Origin of the sequence: Rhizobium sp. CFBP 13726, from assembly GCF_014841925.1 — a bacterium.
Lineage (GTDB): Bacteria > Pseudomonadota > Alphaproteobacteria > Rhizobiales > Rhizobiaceae > Neorhizobium > Neorhizobium soli.
The window spans coordinates 236,752-255,588 of the sequence record NZ_JACYUU010000005.1 but is presented as its reverse complement, the minus strand read 5'-3'; the positions used below and the strand labels follow the sequence as shown (position 1 = coordinate 255,588).

General features: G+C 61.8%; 17 protein-coding genes. 4 read left to right on the top strand and 13 right to left on the bottom strand.

Going from position 1 to position 18,837, the window contains the following annotated elements:
* Nucleotides 1-3 precede the first annotated feature (3 nt).
* The 8 genes from IFT66_RS20255 to IFT66_RS20220 all read right to left on the bottom strand — a co-directional run bounded on the left by IFT66_RS20255 (nucleotide 4) and on the right by IFT66_RS20220 (nucleotide 8,111).
* Nucleotides 4-1,770, bottom strand: coding sequence for a hydantoinase B/oxoprolinase family protein (locus IFT66_RS20255; RefSeq protein ID WP_192078712.1), 1,767 nt, complete (start codon nucleotides 1,768-1,770; stop codon nucleotides 4-6).
* Nucleotides 1,767-2,660 carry an isocitrate lyase/PEP mutase family protein gene (locus IFT66_RS20250; protein WP_092664431.1) on the bottom strand — a complete coding sequence of 298 codons (894 nt, stop codon included), beginning with the start codon at nucleotides 2,658-2,660 and terminating at the stop codon, nucleotides 1,767-1,769. The genes IFT66_RS20255 and IFT66_RS20250 overlap by 4 nt, the downstream gene beginning before the upstream one ends.
* Nucleotides 2,661-2,709: 49 nt before the next feature.
* On the bottom strand, nucleotides 2,710-3,411 hold the full coding sequence (locus IFT66_RS20245) for an ABC transporter ATP-binding protein (RefSeq protein WP_192078711.1): 702 nt from the start codon (nucleotides 3,409-3,411) through the stop codon (nucleotides 2,710-2,712).
* On the bottom strand, nucleotides 3,404-4,150 hold the full coding sequence (locus IFT66_RS20240; RefSeq protein ID WP_192078787.1) for an ATP-binding cassette domain-containing protein: 747 nt from the start codon (nucleotides 4,148-4,150) through the stop codon (nucleotides 3,404-3,406). Before IFT66_RS20240 ends, IFT66_RS20245 begins: the two co-directional genes overlap by 8 nt.
* Nucleotides 4,151-4,161: 11 nt before the next feature.
* Nucleotides 4,162-5,136 carry a branched-chain amino acid ABC transporter permease gene (locus tag IFT66_RS20235; RefSeq protein WP_192078710.1) on the bottom strand — a complete coding sequence of 325 codons (975 nt, stop codon included), beginning with the start codon at nucleotides 5,134-5,136 and terminating at the stop codon, nucleotides 4,162-4,164.
* Nucleotides 5,133-6,005, bottom strand: coding sequence for a branched-chain amino acid ABC transporter permease (locus tag IFT66_RS20230; protein WP_062458510.1), 873 nt, complete (start codon nucleotides 6,003-6,005; stop codon nucleotides 5,133-5,135). Before IFT66_RS20230 ends, IFT66_RS20235 begins: the two co-directional genes overlap by 4 nt.
* 82 nt (nucleotides 6,006-6,087) lie before the next feature.
* Nucleotides 6,088-7,314: an ABC transporter substrate-binding protein gene (locus tag IFT66_RS20225; RefSeq protein WP_192078709.1), complete on the bottom strand. Its 1,227-nt coding sequence runs from the start codon at nucleotides 7,312-7,314 to the stop codon at nucleotides 6,088-6,090.
* Nucleotides 7,311-8,111, bottom strand: a complete 801-nt coding sequence (locus IFT66_RS20220; RefSeq protein WP_244473911.1) for a GntR family transcriptional regulator — start codon at nucleotides 8,109-8,111, stop codon at nucleotides 7,311-7,313. Before IFT66_RS20220 ends, IFT66_RS20225 begins: the two co-directional genes overlap by 4 nt.
* Before the next feature lie 150 nt (nucleotides 8,112-8,261).
* Between IFT66_RS20220 and IFT66_RS20215 the strand changes: the two genes are divergently transcribed.
* Nucleotides 8,262-10,247 carry an oxidoreductase gene (locus IFT66_RS20215; protein WP_192078708.1) on the top strand — a complete coding sequence of 662 codons (1,986 nt, stop codon included), beginning with the start codon at nucleotides 8,262-8,264 and terminating at the stop codon, nucleotides 10,245-10,247.
* 22 nt (nucleotides 10,248-10,269) lie between these two features.
* Nucleotides 10,270-11,241 carry an NAD-dependent epimerase/dehydratase family protein gene (locus tag IFT66_RS20210; RefSeq protein ID WP_192078707.1) on the top strand — a complete coding sequence of 324 codons (972 nt, stop codon included), beginning with the start codon at nucleotides 10,270-10,272 and terminating at the stop codon, nucleotides 11,239-11,241.
* A 1-nt stretch (nucleotide 11,242) separates the two neighbouring features.
* Here the strand turns inward: IFT66_RS20210 and IFT66_RS20205 are convergent, their stop codons facing one another.
* Entirely contained in the window at nucleotides 11,243-11,989 is a 747-nt protein-coding gene (locus IFT66_RS20205) for an SDR family NAD(P)-dependent oxidoreductase (protein ID WP_192078706.1), read from the bottom strand.
* Between the two features lie 125 nt (nucleotides 11,990-12,114).
* On the opposite strand from IFT66_RS20205, the gene leuC reads away from it, so the two are divergent.
* Together leuC and leuD are read left to right on the top strand one after the other, a co-directional pair.
* Entirely contained in the window at nucleotides 12,115-13,533 is a 1,419-nt protein-coding gene (gene leuC, locus IFT66_RS20200; protein ID WP_192078705.1) for a 3-isopropylmalate dehydratase large subunit, read from the top strand.
* The gene (gene leuD, locus IFT66_RS20195) at nucleotides 13,530-14,150 is read left to right on the top strand and encodes a 3-isopropylmalate dehydratase small subunit (RefSeq protein WP_192078704.1); all 621 of its coding nucleotides are present in this window, start codon (nucleotides 13,530-13,532) and stop codon (nucleotides 14,148-14,150) included. The genes leuC and leuD overlap by 4 nt, the downstream gene beginning before the upstream one ends.
* Before the next feature lie 80 nt (nucleotides 14,151-14,230).
* On the opposite strand, the gene mce is transcribed toward leuD, so the two are convergent.
* From mce to denD, 4 genes are all read right to left on the bottom strand, one after another.
* Nucleotides 14,231-14,632, bottom strand: a complete 402-nt coding sequence (gene mce, locus IFT66_RS20190; protein ID WP_184655316.1) for a methylmalonyl-CoA epimerase — start codon at nucleotides 14,630-14,632, stop codon at nucleotides 14,231-14,233.
* A gap of 6 nt (nucleotides 14,633-14,638) precedes the next feature.
* Nucleotides 14,639-16,783 carry a methylmalonyl-CoA mutase gene (gene scpA / locus IFT66_RS20185; RefSeq protein ID WP_249406521.1) on the bottom strand — a complete coding sequence of 715 codons (2,145 nt, stop codon included), beginning with the start codon at nucleotides 16,781-16,783 and terminating at the stop codon, nucleotides 14,639-14,641.
* Nucleotides 16,784-16,865: 82 nt separating this feature from the next.
* Nucleotides 16,866-17,750, bottom strand: coding sequence for an NAD(P)-dependent oxidoreductase (locus IFT66_RS20180; RefSeq protein ID WP_192078702.1), 885 nt, complete (start codon nucleotides 17,748-17,750; stop codon nucleotides 16,866-16,868).
* On the bottom strand, nucleotides 17,747-18,730 hold the full coding sequence (gene denD / locus IFT66_RS20175; protein ID WP_192078701.1) for a D-erythronate dehydrogenase: 984 nt from the start codon (nucleotides 18,728-18,730) through the stop codon (nucleotides 17,747-17,749). The genes IFT66_RS20180 and denD overlap by 4 nt, the downstream gene beginning before the upstream one ends.
* Nucleotides 18,731-18,837 lie beyond the last annotated feature (107 nt).

The window sequence follows — 18,837 nt, the reverse complement described above, 5'->3', positions numbered from 1 at the left end:
CGCTCACGCGGCCACTCCCTTGCGCAGCTTGTCGGTTGCTTCGTGGTCGATCTCGCCATCTGCGCCGATCACCACGCCGTAGAGGGCTTCCGCCTGGCCGGTGCTGACGAAGCCGAGGCGCACGTCATGCAGAACCTTGTCCGGATCGCGCCTGTGGGGATCGCCCCAGCCGCCGCCTCCAGGAGTTTCCAACCGGATCCGCTTGCCGGGCTTCAGCCTCAGATCGGTGATCTTCGATGCCATCGGCGGAACGGCTTCGCCGCCGTCTTCCGTCTGCCACGAGAACCTGTTCAATGCCGCTGACTCTCCGCCGACGACGCCGAACGGCGCGCGTCTGCCGCGTTCGCCGAGCAGCGCCACATCGGCGCCGGTGAGCAGCTCCATTTCATAGACGGAACCGACGCCGCCGCGATGGGTGCCGGCACCGGCCGAATCCGGCCGTAGCGCCCATTGCGTGAACATGACGGGATATGCGGCTTCCAGGATCTCAACCGGTGGAATGGTCGCCGTCGAAATCGGGTTGTTGGCGTGGTTCAAGCCGTCGGAGACCGGATTGCCGCCGAGGCCGCCGCCGAAGAAGGAGAACATGACCCATCGCTTGTGGTCTGCCCTGTAGCCGGCAAGCGACAATGCGTTGATCGTGCCGAAGGGAGCCGCAGTCGCACGCGCCGGATCGGCCTGGGCAATGGCGCCAAGAACGACGCCGATCAGCCGCAGGATGGTTTCCGTATAGCCGGCAACCGGCTTTGGAGCATTTGCGCCAAGCAGCGAATTGTCGACGATGTTGAACGAGATCGGGCGAAGGCAGCCCGCATTCGCCGGCACTTCGGTGAAGATATGCTTGAGCGCCACGTAGCAGGCGGCAATCGTCGTCGAGCGCGAAATGTTGATCGGACCCTGGGCCGACTGGGTGGAGCGCGAAAAATCAAGCGCCATCGTGTCGCCGGCAATTGTCAGGTCGAGCGCCACCGTCAGCATCTCGTCGATGATGCCGTCATTGTCGAGCACGTCCTCGAACGAATAGGTACCATCCGGGATCGACGCAATCGCCGAACGCATCAGCGCTTCGGCGCGGTTCGAGAATGCCTCGAAAGCCGCATCGACTGTCGCTGGACCATATTCGCCGAGAAGAGCGCCAAGCCGTTTCTCGCCAAGATCGAGCGCATTGAGCTGACCGTTGAGATCGCCCCAGTTCGACATCGGAACGCGGGAATTGGCGGAGAGGATCTCGATGATGTCGTTGTTCATCGTGCCTGCGGAGATCAGCTTGACCACCGGGATCCGCACGCCTTCCTGAAAGCTTTCGACCGCCTTCGGATTGTAGCTGCCGGCGACATTGCCGCCGATGTCGAGCCAGTGACCGACCGACGCCATCCAGCAGAACAGCTTTCCATCGCGGAAGATCGGCCGCACCAGACGGAAATCGTTGAGATGCGTCCCGCCTTCGTAAGGATCGTTGAAGATGAACGTATCGTTCTCCTGCAAGCCCCCTTCCCGCTCGACCTTGGAGATGACGGCGCGCACGGCAAACGCCATGGCCCCGACGAAGATCGGCAGGCCGGATGTGCCCTGCACCAGCGTGTCGCCGGTCGTGGCGTGATAGATGCCGTGGCAGGCATCCTTGGCTTCGGCGATTGTCGGGTTGAAAGCCGAGCGATAGAGCGTCGCATCCATCTCGTCCGCGATCTGTTCCAGCCGTCCCTTCAGCACCGCCAAAGTTACGGGATCAAGCGTCACGGCATCGGTCGTGACGGTAGCTTGCGAGCTCATGCCGCATCCTCTTCATGTCTGTCTTTTCCATCGGCATCTTCGTAGGTTCTGCCGAGCGCGAGCATGTCGGGCGTGCCGATCAGCGCATTGAGCCCGTTGAAATCGAACATCCGGTCGGCGAAAGGCGCGTTGGATCCGGCAGCGGCCAGCGAGGCGTAATAATCGACCGCGGTCTTCGCCATTGCCCGGACGATACCGCCCGGGAAGATGACGATCTGGAAGCCGAGGTCGGACAATTCAGCCGCGTTGTGGATCGGCGTCGTGCCGCCCTCGACCATGTTGGCGACCAGTGGCCTGACGCCCTTCAGCGCCCCGGCGATGTCGCCCAGCTGCTCGCCGCTCTTTGGTGCCTCGACGAACAGGATGTCGGCACCGGCTTGCGCATAAAGATGCGCGCGTTCCAGCGCCCGATCGATGCCTTCCATCTGCAGCGCATCTGTGCGCGCGATGATCAGCGTCTGTTCGTTGGCGCGGGCGTCGACGGCCGCCTTGATCTTTCCAACCATCTCTCCGGTGGAGACGACCGACTTGTCGTTCAGGTGCCCGCAGCGCTTCGGCGTGGTCTGGTCCTCGAGCTGGATGCCCTGGGCGCCCATCTTTTCAAACAGCCGCACGGTGCGCTGGACGTTGAGCGCATTGCCGTAGCCCGTGTCGGCATCGACGATGACAGGCACTGTCATCCGGTCGCAGATCATCGCGATCCGGTCGGCCACTTCCGCCATCGAGACAAGCCCGATATCCGGACGTCCGAGATGGGTATAGGCGATGGCCGCGCCGCTCAGATACACTGCGCGAAAGCCGGCGCCTGCTGCAATCGACGCCGTCAGCGCGTCAAACACCCCAGGCGCAACAATCGGAATGCCGCTCTTCAAATCCTGGCTGAGACTCATGGTATGTTTCCTTGTTCTTGCCGGCCTCTCTGGGCCGTGTTCTTGTCGCTCAAAGGCCGAGATAAGCCCGTTTCAATTCAGGATTGTCGCGAAGTTCGGCGGCATCGCCTGATAGTGCGACCGAACCGTTCTCCAGGATGTAGGCCCGGCTCGCGAGGTCCAGCGACTGCATGACGTTCTGCTCCACCAGCATGATCGGCAGGCCATCGTCGCTCAGGCGGCGGATGAGCGAGAACATCTCCTCGACCAGAAGCGGCGACAGGCCGAGCGAAGGCTCGTCGAGGATCAGCAGCTTCGGCTCGCTCATCAGGCCGCGGCCGATCGCCAGCATCTGCTGCTCGCCGCCTGAAAGCGTGCCCGCGTACTGCCGGGTCCGTTCCTTCAGCCGCGGAAAGATCGAGAACACCTTTTCGATATTGCCGGCCCGGACCCGCTTCGGCCGGCAATAGCCACCAAGTTCGAGATTTTCCAGAATGGTCAGGTTGGGGAAGATCTTGCGACCTTCCGGCACGTGGATGAGGCCGGATGCGACGATATCGCGGGCGCTGGTGCCAAGTATTTCACGGCCGTCGAAACGAACCGAGCCGCTGCGGGCGGGCTGTACCCCTGACAGCACCTTGTTGAGCGTGGTCTTGCCGACGCCGTTCGATCCGAGCACGGCAACCACCTCGCCCTTGCCGACGGAAAGGCTGAGGCCGCGAAGGACTTCGGTTCCGCCATAGCCGGCGCGCAGGTCTGCGATCTCAAGCATCGGCTGCCCCTTCCGCCTTGATACGCGCTGCAGCGCCGTGGCCGAGATAGGCCTCGATGACAGCCGTATCGGTACACACCACGCGCGGCTCGCCGCTTGCGATCATCTTGCCCTGCGAGAGGACGTAGACGGTGTCGCAGAGGTTCATCACCGCCTGCATGATGTGTTCGATCATCAGGATCGTGACACCCTCCTCGCGGATCTGCCGGATGATCGGCAAAACATCGCGGATTTCGGATGGATTGAGACCCGCCAGCACTTCGTCGAGCAGCAACAGCTTTGGCTTCGTCGCCAGCGCCCTTGCCAGTTCGAGCCGCTTGCGGCCGGCGATCGTCAGGCCCGAGGCAAGTTTGTCAAGTTCGTGGCCGAGACCGACTTTTTCGGCCGTCAGGGTCGCAAGACGCCTCGCCTCGGCCGGATCCTTCGTGTGCAGGAAGGCACCGACGGCGATGTTGTCGCGAACGTCGAGACCCGCAAAAGGCTGGACGATCTGGAACGTCCGCGCCAGTCCGCGTCGCGCCCTCAAATGCGGTTTCTCACCGGTAATGTCCTCGTTCTGAAACGTGACGGTTCCCGCATTGGGGTTGAGGAAGCCGGCGATCATTGCAAACAGCGTCGTCTTGCCGGCCCCGTTCGGACCGATCAGCCCGGTGATCGAACCCTCCGCCACGTCGATCGTCGCATCGTCGACGGCGAGAAGCCCGGAAAATCGCTTGGTGAGATTGTGCGCTTTCAACATGGTCATGCCCCTCACATCGCCTTGCCGCGGCTTTTGCGCCGATACCAGAGATCCGCCACGAAGCCTCTGATCCCGTTCGGTGCGAAAGCGACGCAGAGAATGAGGATGATGCCGAAGACGACGAGATCGACGCCGGCGATGCCGCCCGAAAACGACTTGGTGATTTCGCCAAGACCCAAGAGGAGGACCGAGCCGATCAGCGGCCCGAGCATCGTGCCTGCACCACCAACGATCGCCGCAAACAGCGCCTCGATCGAGATCCACGAGCCGTAGGCGACATTGGCATCGATGAAGAGGAAGTTCTGGACGTAGAGGCAGCCGGCAAGCGCGGTGATTGCGGCAGACAGAGTGATCGCCTGCATCTTGATCTTGAAGATATCGACGCCGAGCGCCTGCGCCGCCTGATCGTTTTCACGAAGCGCGATGAGATAGGCGCCAAAGGCGGATCGTTCCAGCCAACGGGTCAGAAGCAGGCCGCCTGCCACGAAGCCGATGAGGATCAGCAGGAACCAGCGGCGGTCGGAGAATTGCAGATAGGCAAAGCCGTTGTTGATCGACACAAGCATGCCGGCAGCGCCACCGGTGAAATCCCAGCTGTTGGCGAGGATGCGCAGCACTTCCGCAAATGCCAGCGTGATCAGCGCGAAATAGGATCCTTTCAGGCCTGCCCGGAAGCTCAGAAAGCCGATCATGGCGCCGACGGCCGCACCGAGAATGACACCGCAGACAAGGCCGACCCAGGCATTGATGCCGAAGCTGGTCTGCAGGATCGTCGTCGTATAGGCGCCGGTACCGAAAAAGGCCGCGTGTCCGAAGGAGGAGAGCCCGCCATAGCCGCCGAGAACATTCCAGCCCTGCGCCGTCAGCGCGATGATCATCATGAAGATCAGGAGATTGAGAATGTTGCCCGGCAGCCCGGCAATGGCTGCGATGCCGACCACGCCGAGAAAGGCAAGGGCCGCGATGAATTCGAAGTTCTTCTTCATGCGCGTGCTCCAAACAGGCCGGTGGGCTTCACCAGAAGCACGAGAATGAAAATGAGGAAGATGCCGATCTGGCCGAGGCTATCGCCGAGGAAGAGGCTGGAAATGGCTTCGACGACGCCGATCAGCAGGCCCCCGATCAGGGCGCCAGGGATCGATCCCATGCCGCCGAGAACCACGATGGTGAAAGCGACCAGAACGAATGCCGCCCCTGTCGTGGGGCTGACATAGAAGGAGGGCATCAGCAGCCCGCCGGCAATCGCCAGACAGGCGGTACCGATCGCAAATGTCATGGCATAGACATGCGCGACATTGATCCCGACAAGGCTGGCGCCGAGTTTTTCCTTGGCAACGGCGCGGATCGCCTTGCCGATATCGGTGCGGTTGAGGATCGCCCACAGAAGGACGGCGGTCACGACCGAGACTCCGAGCCCGATCACCCTCGGCAGTGAGAGGAGGAGCGGACCGAGCGGCACGATCTCGAACGCGTAATCTGTCGCAATAGTGCGGGTGTCGGAATTGAACCCGGCGAGAAGCAGGTTCTGGATGACGATCGAAAGACCAAGGGTGGCGAGCAGAATGCCGTTGTCGGAGCCGCGACTGGCCGGACCGATGATGAAACGCTGCAGACAATAGCCGATCGCGAACATTAACGGCGTGACGACGAGGATGGCCACGTAGGGATCAAGGCCGAACCTGTCAGAGGCCAGCCAGACGAGATACATCGCGACCGTCAGCAAGGCGCCGTGGGCGAAATTGACGATGTGCAGCACGCCATAGATGAGGGTGAGCCCGAGGGCGATCAGCGCATAGACGGCACCGAGCATCAGGCCGTTCATCAACGCTTCGAAAATGATTGTCGGCGAATACATGATTTTCCTTCGAAGAAGGGCTTGCCGGAATGGCCCGGGACAGAAACGCCGCCCCGGGCCTGCCGCACTCGCTGGGTATGGATTAGCCGTTGGCCGGGAACTTGGGCTTGGCCTGGGCGAACTGGTCCGGATAGATGACCTTGATCTGGCCACCATGAACCTGGGTATTGAGCGGAAGCGCGTTGACGTTCTGGCCCGTCGCATCGAACTTCGACTTGCCGTAGGGCATCACGCCGCTGTCGAACTCGTTCTTCTGCAAGGCTTCGATGATCGCGCCGCTTTCGGCACTCTTGGCAAATTCCAGCGCCTGCGCTGCGACCTTGACGACCGAGTAATTGATCGGCGCGTTGTAGGCGTAGAACTTGCCGGCGGCCTGAACGGCCTGCATCAGCTTGTCGTTGGTCGGGTTCTTGGGATCGCCCCAGTGGTTGACGTCCATCACGCCTTCAGCCGCTTCCGGGAATTCCTTGACGAACCGGTAGCTGGAGGCCGCACCACCGAAGAGAGCATAGATACCGCCCTTCGGCTTGACCCGCTGCTGTTGCAGTGTGCGGGCGAACAGCACAAATTCGTTGAAGTAATGCGAGGGAATGATGAGGTCGGGCTGCAGCGAACGCAGGCGGAGGACCACATTCGACATGTCGCGCGCCGGTGTCGGGTGCGAGATCGCCTCGACCACTTCGAAGCCGAGGGCAGGCAGGCGAGCCTGCATCAGCTTGGCGAGGCCCGAGCCGAGAAGACCGTCTTCATGGACGATCGCCACGGTCTTTGCGGCCTTGCCGGAAGCGTCGTTGATGGTCACGAGGTTCTTCAACGCGACGTCGGCCGCCATCGAGAAGCTCGGGTTAAAACGGAAGACGTTTTTCAGGTTGCGCGTCATCAGCGCGTCGGAGACGGCGCAGTCGATGATGAAGGGAAGCTCGTAGCGGGCCGCGGCCTGGGTCGCGGTCATGGAAATGCCGCTAGCAAAACCACCGACGACGATCGCAGCGCCATCCGCCTTCAGCTGTTCGGTCGCCTGGGCGCCGGCTTCGGCATTCGAACGGCTGTCGCCGATCAGAAGTTCGAGCTTGGCGCCGCCGAGCGACTTGATTCCGCCGGCATCGTTGATTTCCTTGATCGCATATTCCGCGCCGATCCGTGCCAGATCGCCGTCGCCGGCAAAGCCACCGGTCATCGGCTGCAGCAGGCCGATCTTGACCGTCGGCGCCTGTGCCCGGCTGAGACCGGGTGCCGCAAGGACCATCGCCGAGACACCGCCAACTTTCAGCACCGTGCGCCGGGAGACCGAGTTCGTGAGCTTCTTCATTCCTTCACCACCCTCTTAGGATTGCGGGGGCCGGATGCCCGCTCGTTACGGTAGACCTCGGACGTAGGGCTCCAGTGCCGGCTCCCTTCAGTGCCCTTGCGTACGAGGTTCATTTGCAGGCTGTATCTATCGGGACGGTAGAGCGCTTGGAGATACTCCATGCCGCGCCCTCCCTTGCCGTAGACGACGCGGGTCAGCGCGATGAGGGGCGAGCCCACACCGATACCCAGCGCCTCGGCCACTTCCGGATTGGCAAGAACCGCACCCACTTCCTGCCACGCCGTTTCAGCACGCAGGCCGGCTCTCTCCATCAGCTCAAGGAGAGCCATATGGGCAAGGTCTTCACGCGAATATTCTCGACCGACACGTTCGGGCACGTAGGCTGTCAGGTACGAGAAGGGAAGGTCGTCGAAGGAGCGCACGCGCACCGACTTCTGAACCCGCTCGTCGTCTTCGAGATGCAAGGCCTCGGCAACCTTCTCGGGCGCCTCGATATAGTCAAAAGAGATCAGCTTGACCGCCGTTGTCCGCCCCATTTCAATGAGGTGCGCAAAGGCATTCGACAGGTCGGCCGTGGCCATCTGGGCAAAGTTGGAGCCCCGCACATAGGTGCCGGATCCGACCCGCTTGTCGACCAGGTCTTCGGCGGAAAGTAGATCGAGCGCGAGCCGGACTGTGACCCGCGAAACCCCGTATTGTTCAGCCAACGCAAGCTCGCTCGGCAGGCGCATGCCGGCCTTCAGCTCGCCCGAAACGATCTTGTCCCGCAGCAGAAGATAGACCTTCTGAGTCTTCAAGGGTTCGGTCGCCGGCCTCAACGTGAGCTCCCAATCTATCTTATTTTTAATACAGGTTTTGTATAAAACGGCTGACAGATCTCGTCAATGCCCATATAACACTCAGCAGACGTATTTGCCTATATGCAGTGCAACATGCGAGATTGTGCGATGCAAGAGAGATCTGCCGGAACCGAGTTTTCACGTGCGATGGCGCCGCTTGCCGTGGGCAATCTCATGTTTCGCAACCGCATTCTCGTTCCGGCGCACACGACCAATTTCGGCGAAAACCACCTGCCGAGCGAGCGCCACCTTGCCTATCACCGTGAACGTGCGAGGGGCGGTGTCGGTGCGATCATCTTTGAATCCATCCGCGTTCACGCGAACTCGCTTGGCCGGCCGCAGGCCGTCTGTGGCTTCGACCCTGCCTGTATCGAACCGTTCCGCAGGATTACCGAGGCTGTCAAAGCGGAAGGCGCGCGGATCCTTGGCCAGATCATCCATCTCGGCCGGCAGGTTGAGGGCGATTTTGAGCGAACGGTCTCCTGGGGCCCATCGCCGATCCGGTGGGCGACATCCGCGCTGCCGCCACGCCCGATGGATCGCGCCGACATGGAAGCGGTCATCGAAGGACATGTGCTGACCGCGCGCCATCTCGTGGCGGCGGGCTTCGAGGGGATCGAGCTGCAGATGGCGCACGGCCATCTTCTGCAGCAGTTCCTGTCACCGCTTTCGAACAAACGTGACGACGCGTATGGCGGCTCGGCGGAAAACCGGATGCGGTTTCCGCTTGAGGTCCTGCAGGCTGTCCGCGCGGAAGTCGGTCGCGAATTCTGTCTGGGTGTTCGCCTCAGTGGCGATGAGTATGTCGAGGGCGGGATCACCATCGATCAGGCCGAGAGGACCGCGGTGTCACTTGCGGCGGCCGAGAAGATCGACTTCTTCAATGTCTCGCACTCCGCCTATCACGCCTCCTATTCGCTCGCTTCGCAGATGGCCGACATGGCAATCGATCCGGAGCCATTCCGGGCATTGCCGGCGCGGATCCGCATCGCTCTGCGCAGCCGGGGTCACGACATTCCCGTCTTCGCCGTCTGTCGATTCAACACACTGGCGGAAGCCGACGCGATCATTGCGGCCGGTGGCGCGGATGCGGTGGGTATGGCGCGTGCCCACCTTGCCGAGCCGGCCATCGTCAACAAGACGGTCGAAGCCCGAATGAACGAAATCCGCACCTGCATTGCCTGCAATCAGGGTTGCGCCGGGATGCTGGAAAAGAACCTGCCGATCCGCTGTCTGGTCAATCCCCGCGCCGGGCTGGAAGGCGAATGGCCGGAACTTGCCAAGACCGGCACGCAATCACCCAAACGCTTGCTCGTGGTCGGCGGCGGACCGGCCGGGCTGGAGGCGGCGCGTACGGCAGCGGAGCGCGGCCATATCGTGACGCTGTGGGAAAAGCAGGACGATCTCGGCGGGCAGTTTCGCGACGCGGTGAAGATGCCGAAGCGCGCTGAGTTCCGGACGCTGATGGCAGAGCAGATTGGCGATCTGGGTCGGTTCGGTGTGTCGGTGGTAACAGGCAAGCATGCCGATGCCGCATCGATTGACGATTTTGCCGCCGATGCAGTGTTTCTGGCGACAGGTTCGATACCGGTTCGCGCAGAGCTTGCCGGTGGCGGAAAGGCCTTCACGATCGTGGAGGCGCTGGACGATCCGGCAGCCCTCGGAAGCGACGTGGCCCTGTTCGACCGCACCGGCGAATGGGCGGCACTGACGCTTGCGGAATATCTCGCCGACCTCGGCAAAAAGGTGACGTTCTTTTCGCCGGCCGGCGGCATTGCCTGGCGCACGACCATCTACTCGACACTCGCAAACCTGAAACGGCTGCGCGAGAAAAAGGTAAGGATCGCCACGCTCCGGAAGGTTACAGGCTTCGACGGCAAGACCCTGACTGTCGAGGATCTCTCGACCGGCGAGAGCGAGTTGCATATGGGGTTCACCGGTCTCGTCGCCGCCGAGCACAATTTCGCGGACCAGTCTCTCTTCCAGCAGCTACGACATCTTGCCGTGCCCGTCCGGCAGATCGGCGACAACCTTGCGCCCCGCACGGTCCTTGAAGCCGTCTATCACGGCCATCTTGCCGCTCGAGAATTATGAGATCTGGAAGGAGGAACACTCGATGAGCATTCTGATAACGGGTGCCGGTGGCTTCCTCGGGCTGAACCTGATCGAAGTGTTGATCGCTCAAGGCAAACCTGTCGTTGCCCTCAACGATCGCGCCCTTCCCGCAACCTTTGCCGCAAAGCCGGGTGTCGCGGTCGAATTGGCGGACGTCCGCGATCGCGTGGCGATCGCTGACATTCTCTCGCGCCACGACATTAGCTGCATCATCCATGCCGCCGCGATTACCCTTGGGCCAAACAGCGCCATCGCATCGGCAAGCGACGCCTTCGACGTCAATACGGTCTCGGTCGCGATCCTGCTTGAGGAGGGTCGAAAAGCCGGCATCCGCCGCTTCGTCTACCCGAGTTCATCCGCCGTCTACGGCGCGGCACCCTTCGATGGTACAGCCGTGACCGAAGAGACGAACCCGATGCCCGCGACGCTTTACGGCTTTACCAAGCTTGCCAGCGAGAGACTGGTTGTCGAAGCGGGGAAAAGTTTTGGCATGTCCACTGTGCGGGCGCGCATCACGGCGGTGTTCGGGCCGCACGAGCATGAAACCGGCGTGCGCGAAACGATGAGCCCGCCGTTCCAGATCGCCGCCAAGGCCGTGGCGGGTGAGGATGTTCTCCTGCCTATAGGCGGTGCCCGAGACTGGACGAGCAGCCGAGACATAGCGAAAGCGCTTGCGCTGCTTGCAACGCGGGAAAGCCTACCGTCCGATCTCTACAATCTCAGTGTTGGCGAAACCTGGCATGTAAGCCGACTCAGTGCGCTTCTGGCGAAAGCCTATCCGGGCTGGTACTATGCTGACGGAAAGGCAGATGGCAGCGACAGCGCGATCGCCTTCAACGACGATCTCTCCCGACGTCGCCATGCGGTCTCGGCCAAGAAATTCGAAACGGATTTCGGCTTCCGCTTCATGGCGCCGGACGAGGCCTGCGCAGACTATGTCCGCTGGCTTGCCGATCAGACCAATGCCTCGTGAACTACCGCGCCGTATAACCGCCGTCGGCCAGCACGTCGGTGCCGGTGATGAAGCTTGCATCATCCGAGACGAGGAAAAGCGCCGTCGCGGCAATTTCCTGCGGTGTGCCGATCCGGCCGATCGGATGAAGCGGAGCAAGCGCTTCGATGACCGCCGCCTCGCTGCCGGCCTGTCGGGTGACGCGGCTCGTCAGCACCGCACCCGGCGAAAGACTGACGGCACGAATGCCCTGGTCGGCATGATCGAGCGCAAGACTGCGAGTGAGCGAATGCAGACCGGCTTTGCTGGCCGAATAAGCGGCACGCCCGGGCGTCGTCACATGGCCGAGCTGGGACGCGATATTGAGGATGACCCCGCCCTGTTTGCCGAGATGCGGCACGCCGTATTTGCAGATCAGGAAGGCGCCGGTGAGATTGACATCAAGCGTCTTGCGCCAGCTTTCGAAAGGTATGTCGCAGACGGTGCCAAGCGGGGTTTCGGTTGCGGCGTTGTTGACGAGAATGTCGATACGGCCGAAGCGGCTCGCGACCGCGTCGATGCAGGCCTCGACCGAAGCCGGATCGGCAACATCGCATGGCATTGCAAGGCAGCGATCCGGGTCAAAACCGTCGGTTGGAACGGCGTCGAGATCGAGCATTGCGACGCTTGCGCCCGCCCCGGCGAACCTCTTGGCGATCGCTCGCCCGATGTCGCCGCCGGCTCCGGTGATGATGGCGACGCGGCCTTCAAGGCATTGAGGAGAGAACATGCATCACCCTTCACGAGAATTCGAACACTTCGGATCGTCTGTCATCATCGCTTGATTTGCAAATTGAATCTGTCTTAATCTCAATACAGGTTTTGAGGGCCTTAGCCGGCCTTGAGGAGTTGATAATGCCGAGGGAACACCGTCCACAGACACTGTTCGACAGGATCTGGCAGAACCACGTGATCGCATCACAGACCGATGGTCAGCAGTTGCTGTTCATCGATCGGCACCTGGTTCACGAAGGGTCGTTCCACGGTTTCAACAAGCTGAAGGACAAGAACGCGCGGGTCTCCCGGCCGGACCTCACCTTCGGTATCGTAGACCATTACGCGCCGACGCGGGTACGCGACATGTCCAAGATCGATGCCGCCATCGCGGGGATGATTACCCAGCTGGAGGAGAACTGTCTTGCCAACGATGTCCGCATCTTCGGACTAAACGACCCGCGCCAGGGCATTGTCCATGTGGTCGGTCCGGAGCAGGCGATCACGCTGCCCGGCGCCACGATCGTTTGCGGCGACAGCCACACCTCGACGCATGGCGCTTTTGGCGCAATCGCGTTCGGCATCGGCGCTTCGGAAGTGGCGCATGTCCTGATGACCCAGACGCTGTGGCAGAAGAAGCCGAAATCGATGCGGGTCCGCTTCGACGGCAAGCTCGGGCCCGGTATCACCGCCAAGGACATGGCTCTGGCGATGATCGCCGCGATCGGTGCCGATGGCGCCCAGGGCCATGCGATCGAATATACCGGCTCGGCGGTCGAGGGGCTGTCGATGGAAGGCCGGCTGACACTCTGCAACCTCTCGATCGAGAGCGGCGCGCGCTGCGGCCTTATCGCACCCGACATGACGACGGTGAATTTCCTGCGTGACCGGCCGCTTGCACCGAAAGGCGATCTCTTCGAGCGTGCCACGGAAGCCTGGCTTTCCCTGCGCGGCGATGACGACGCCTCCTTCGAGCGCGAGCTGGTGATTGACGGCAGCGAGATTGCACCTGTTGTCACTTGGGGTATCAGCCCCGAAGACGCGCTGCCGATCACGTCCGCGGTGCCGTTGCCCGACGAATTGACCGACGAGTCACGCGCGGCCCATACGCGCGAAGCGATCGACTATATGGGTCTGAAACCCGGCATGCCGTTGACGGATATTCCGGTCGACCGCGTCTTTATCGGTTCTTGCACCAACAGCCGCATCGAAGACCTCAGAGCCGCCGCTGCCGTGCTGTCCGGCCGAAAATCTGCCGTTCCAGGCCTGGTATCGCCAGGATCGTCGCTTGTGAAACACCAGGCCGAGCAAGAGGGCCTCGACCGGATCTTCGTGGATGCCGGATTGGAATGGGTCGATTCCGGTTGTTCGATGTGTGTCGGCATGAATGGTGATCTCGTTCCGCCCGGTGAACGCTGCGCCTCTACCACCAACCGAAATTTCAAAGGCCGACAGGGGCCGAAGTCACGCACGCACCTGATGTCGCCGGCCATGGTCGCCGCGGCAGCGGTGACCGGTCACCTGACCGATGTTCGTGATCTGATGGGAGGCCGCAGTTGAGACCGTTCAAGACCCTCGACGCAAAAGCTGCGCCACTGCCTTTTGCAAGCGTCGATACCGATCAGCTGATCCCGGCGCGCTTCATGAAGCGCTCGCGATCGGAGGGATACGGCCAGTACCTCCTCTACGACATGCGGTTCGACGGGGAAGGATATCCGATCCAGGATTTCCCGTTGAACAACCCTGCCCGCGCAGGCGCCGAAATTCTTGTGGGACGCCGGAATTTCGGCGCGGGTTCCTCACGGGAGGCCGCCGTTTACGCGCTTGTCGACTACGGTTTCCGCTGTGTGATCGCGCCAAGCTTCGGCGACATCTTCGCATCGAACTCGGTCAACAACGGCCTCTTGCCGGCGCGGGTGACCGAAGAGGATGCGGAGACCATTCTTTCCCTGCTCGAAAATGGCCAGAACCGTGCCTTTGTCGATCTCGAAACCTGCGAGATCCGGCTCGCCAACCATGTCTTCCGCTTCGAGATAGAGCCCGTCTGGCGCACCAAGCTCCTCAACGGCTGGGATGATCTCGACCTCACGGCAAGCTATGCCGACGACATTGCCCGCTACGTGGTCTCGGACAGAGAACTCCACCCGTGGCTCCAGGAGATCCCGGCTTCGGTATGAGCGACTGCCTCAACTTCGGCACATGATCTGGATTGGTTCGTTGCGTTGGGTGGCGCTCGCAGGCAGCCAACAGTTACCCGTCAGGCCTGCTCGAACTCAATCAGCGTGCCTTGAAAATCCTTGGGGTGAACGAAGATCACCGGTTTTCCGTGGGCGCCGATCTTCGGCTGGCCGTCGCCCAGAATGCGTGCGCCCGTCTCGACGATCCTTGCGGAGGCGGCTTTGATGTCGTCGACCTCGAAGCACAGGTGGTGGATGCCGCCGGACGGGTTCTTGTCCAGAAAGCTCGTGATCGGTGACGTCTCTCCGAAGGGGTGGAGAAGCTCGATCTTGGTGTTGGGCAGTTCGACGAAGACAACGGTCACGCCGTGCTCGGCCAAATCCTGCGGTGCGGAGACCGACGCGCCGAGGCCGCGATACTGATCGGCTGCCGCTACCAGATCCGGCACCGCGATTGCCACGTGATTGAGCTTCCCGATCATCGTTCCTCACACATTTCTGCGCTTCCCTTCAAGGAGATCGATCACGGCGTTGGCGGCATCGAGGACGTTTGTACCGGGCCCGAACACGGCAGCGACGCCGTTTTGGAGGAGGTAGTCGTAGTCCTGTCGCGGAATGACGCCGCCGACTACCACAATGGTATCCTTCGCACCCTTGCGCCTGAGCGCCTCGACCAGTTGCGGGGCAAGCGTCCTGTGTCCGGCGGCCAGCGACGACATGCCGACCACCTGGACCTTTTGCTTTATCGCCAGATCCGCAGCTTCGTCCGGAGTCTGGAACAGCGGGCCGGCCAGAACCTCGAAGCCGATATCGCCGAAGGCCGAGGCGATGACCTTTGCGCCACGATCGTGGCCGTCCTGGCCAAGCTTTGCGACCATGATCCGCGGCTTGGAATTGGACGATGTGTATTCGGCAAGGCGCTTCGTCAGCGTCTCGTATTCCGGGTCGCCCTCATAGGCGGGGCCATAGATATCGCTGACCACGTCAGGCACGGCCGCATGATCGCCGAACGCCTTGCGCATCGCGTCCGACATCTCACCGACCGTGGCACGCGCGCGCGCTGCCTCGACGGCCGCCGCCAGAAGATTTCCTCGTCCCGACGTCGCCACCTCGCCAAGGGCTGCGAGAGTCGCTGCTACCTCTTGCGGATTGCGCTTGCGGCGCACCTCTTCCAGCCGCTCGATCTGGCCGTTGCGCACGGCCGTATTGTCGATGGCGAGGATGTCGATATCGTCTTCTGTCTCAAGCCTGTATTTGTTGACGCCGACGATGATTTCCTCGCCGCGGTCGACCTTGACCTGGCGCAGCGTCGCCGCCTCCTCGATCAGCCGTTTCGGCAGACCGTCGGCCACAGCCTTGGTCATGCCGCCGAGCGCCTCGATCTCCTCGATCAGCGCCCAGGCCTTTTCCGCAAGCTCGCTGGTCAGGCTTTCGACATAATAGGAGCCGGCCAGCGGATCGACGACCTTGGTGACGCCTGTCTCGTGGGCGAGGATCAACTGCGTGTTGCGCGCGATGCGGGCTGAAAATTCGGTCGGCAGCGCCATCGCCTCGTCGAGCGCGTTGGTGTGCAGCGACTGGGTGCCGCCGAGCACGGCCGACATTGCCTCGTATGCCGTGCGGATGACGTTGTTGTACGGGTCCTGCTCTGCAAGAGAGACACCTGACGTCTGGCAATGGGTGCGCAGCATCAGCGAGCCCGGCTTCTTCGGCGCGAACTCCTCCATGATCCTCGACCATAGAAGACGGGCGGCGCGCAGCTTCGCCGCCTCCATGAAGAAGTTCATGCCGATGGCGAAGAAGAAAGACAGGCGTCCGGCAAACTCGTCGACATCGAGGCCCTTGGCGATCGCGGCGCGCACATATTCGCGACCGTCCGCCAGCGTGAAGGCCAGTTCCTGAACCAGCGTCGCACCCGCCTCCTGCATGTGATAGCCAGAAATGGAGATCGAGTTGAAGCGCGGCATTTCTCTTGCGGTGTATTCGATGATGTCCGCAACGATCCGCATCGAGGGTTCGGGCGGATAGATATAGGTGTTGCGGACCATGAACTCCTTGAGGATGTCGTTCTGGATGGTGCCCGAAAGCTGCGAGCGCTCGCATCCCTGTTCCTCGCCGGCGACGATGAAGGCGGCAAGAATCGGGATCACCGCGCCGTTCATGGTCATCGAGACGGACATGTCTTTCAGCGGAATTCCGTCGAACAGGACTTTCATATCCTCGACCGAGTCGATCGCCACGCCGGCCTTGCCGACATCGCCCTCGACGCGCGGGTGGTCGCTGTCGTAGCCGCGGTGGGTGGCAAGGTCGAAGGCGACGGACAAGCCCTTCTGGCCGGCAGCCAGATTACGCCGGTAAAAGGCATTGGAAGCCTGCGCCGTCGAAAAACCGGCATATTGGCGAATCGTCCAGGGTCGACCGGCATACATGGTCGCCCGCGGACCGCGCACGAAAGGCTTGATGCCCGGCATCGTATCGAGATGCGAGATCCCCTCGAGATCGTCTGCCGTATAAAGCGGCTTGACGTCGATCCCTTCCGCCGTGTGCCAGACCAGCGTGTCAGGTGAAGCCTTCAGCTCCCGTTCCGCAAGCGCTTTCCAGGCCTGCGTCTTTTCCCCGGCATCTTTTGACAAAAGCATCCCCCTCAGCGCTTCGTTTCAATCGACAGCCTATCAGGTATCGCCTCAGCCAGCCGGGTCAAGCCTTTCCAAAGAACTACGGGTTCAGCTTTTCGAGATGAAGAAGCAATCCGCTGTGATCGAGCGGCCCGCCGCCGTCCTCGACGAAATCCGTGAACTCCGCCCTGACCCCGCTGGTCAGTGGCAGCGTGAGGGAAAGGGCGTCGGCAACATCCATCACGGCGTTAAGATCCTTCAACTGGTTCTTTGCCGTGCCACCGGGGTCGAACGTCCGCTCCACCATGCGGCGACCATGAATGTCGAGGATGCGACTGTCGGCGAAACCGCCGCGGATCGCGTTGCGGAAGGCTTCGCGCGAGGCGCCACCGGCCTCGACAAGGATCATGGCCTCTGCCACCGCACCGATCGTGACTGCAACGATCTGCTGGTTGGCGAGCTTGCAGATCTGTCCCGCGCCGCTCGGGCCCACATGCGTCACCCGACCCATTGCCGAAAACACGTCGTGGAGGCTTGCGACCACATCCGCATCGCCGCCCGCCATGATCGCCAGCGTGCCAGCCTCCGCTCCGACGACACCACCGGACACCGGCGCGTCCACATGGGCAATTCCCAATTCCTCAAGCTTTGCTGAATGCTCCTTGGCTATGGCTGGGGCAATCGAACTCATGTCGATCACCTTGGCGCCCTTGGCCAGACGCTCGGCACAACCGCTTTCGAACAGGACGTCGCCAACGGCCTTGCCATCCGTCAGCATGGTGATGACGATATCGGCGCCATCGATGGCCTCTGCTGGAGACGGCGCGACCGTCGCGCCATCGCTCTCCAGCGCTTTCGCCTTCTCCGGATTGCGGTTCCAGACGGTGAGAGAATATCCCGCCTGAAGCAGCCGGCGCGCCATCGGCGCACCCATCAGACCTGTTCCGAGGAAGGCGATCTTTTCCGAGGGGTTCGCAGCAGTCATGGCAGCTTTCCTCCCAGTTCATCCTCGATATGGACCTGGATGATCTCGTCGAAGTTCTTCTCTGCCGTAAACCCCAGTTCGATCGCGCGTTTTGCCTCGAAACCCGGAGCCCAGCCTGCGACCATCTTCATGATCATCTCGTTCGGCTCGCGCCGGATGAGGCTGACCGCCTTGTCGCCCGCAATGCGCCGCAATGCTTCGATCTGCTCGCCGACCGTGGCGCTGACGCCGGGCATGGAAAGGCTTCTCTGCGACCCGAGCTGCGCCAGATCGAGATCCGCCGCATGGACAAGATACCCGACCGCCGAGCGCGGCGACGTGTGCCAGTGGCGGGTGCTTTCAGGCACCGGCAGAATGGCTTCCTCACCGATCAGCGGTTCGCGCAGGATGTTCGAGAAGAAGCCGGATGCGGCCTTGTTCGGCTTGCCCGGGCGAATGCAAACGGTCGGCAGGCGAATGCCGATGCCGTCGAAAAAACCACGGCGCGAATAGTCTGCCAGAAGCAGTTCAGACATCGCCTTCTGGGTGCCGTAGCTGGTGAGCGGCGTCAGGTGGAAATCGTCCGGGATCGACAGCGGCAAGGGCGCGCCGACCACGGCGATGGACGATGTGAAGACCACGCGCGGCTTGTAGCCGTCAGCCTGGTGGGCCAGGCGGATCGCATCGAACAGATAGCGCGTGCCGTCGAGATTGATCCGGTAACCCTTGTCGAAATCGAGTTCGGCTTCGGCCGAGACGATGGCTGCGAGATGATAGATCAGATCCGGGCGACCTTCGACCAGGGTTTCGGCGACGCCCGGCGTCGACAGATCCACCGCGAAACTGTCGATCGCCACGGTGGTTTCGGGTTTTTCCGGACTGACCACGTCGACCAGCGTCAATTTTTCGATCGCGGCGCCACCGACCGCTCCCTCCCGAAGCAGCCGCGTCGTCAGTTTGCGCCCGACCATTCCGGCCGCGCCGATAATCAAGATATGCATGGAACCTCCCTTTTCCGAAGAGTTCGCAGAGCGTTGCGAACCCGGCATGATTTTTCTTGTACGGTTGTCTGATAACCTTATATGGTTTGTCCAGCCTTACCGGGTGA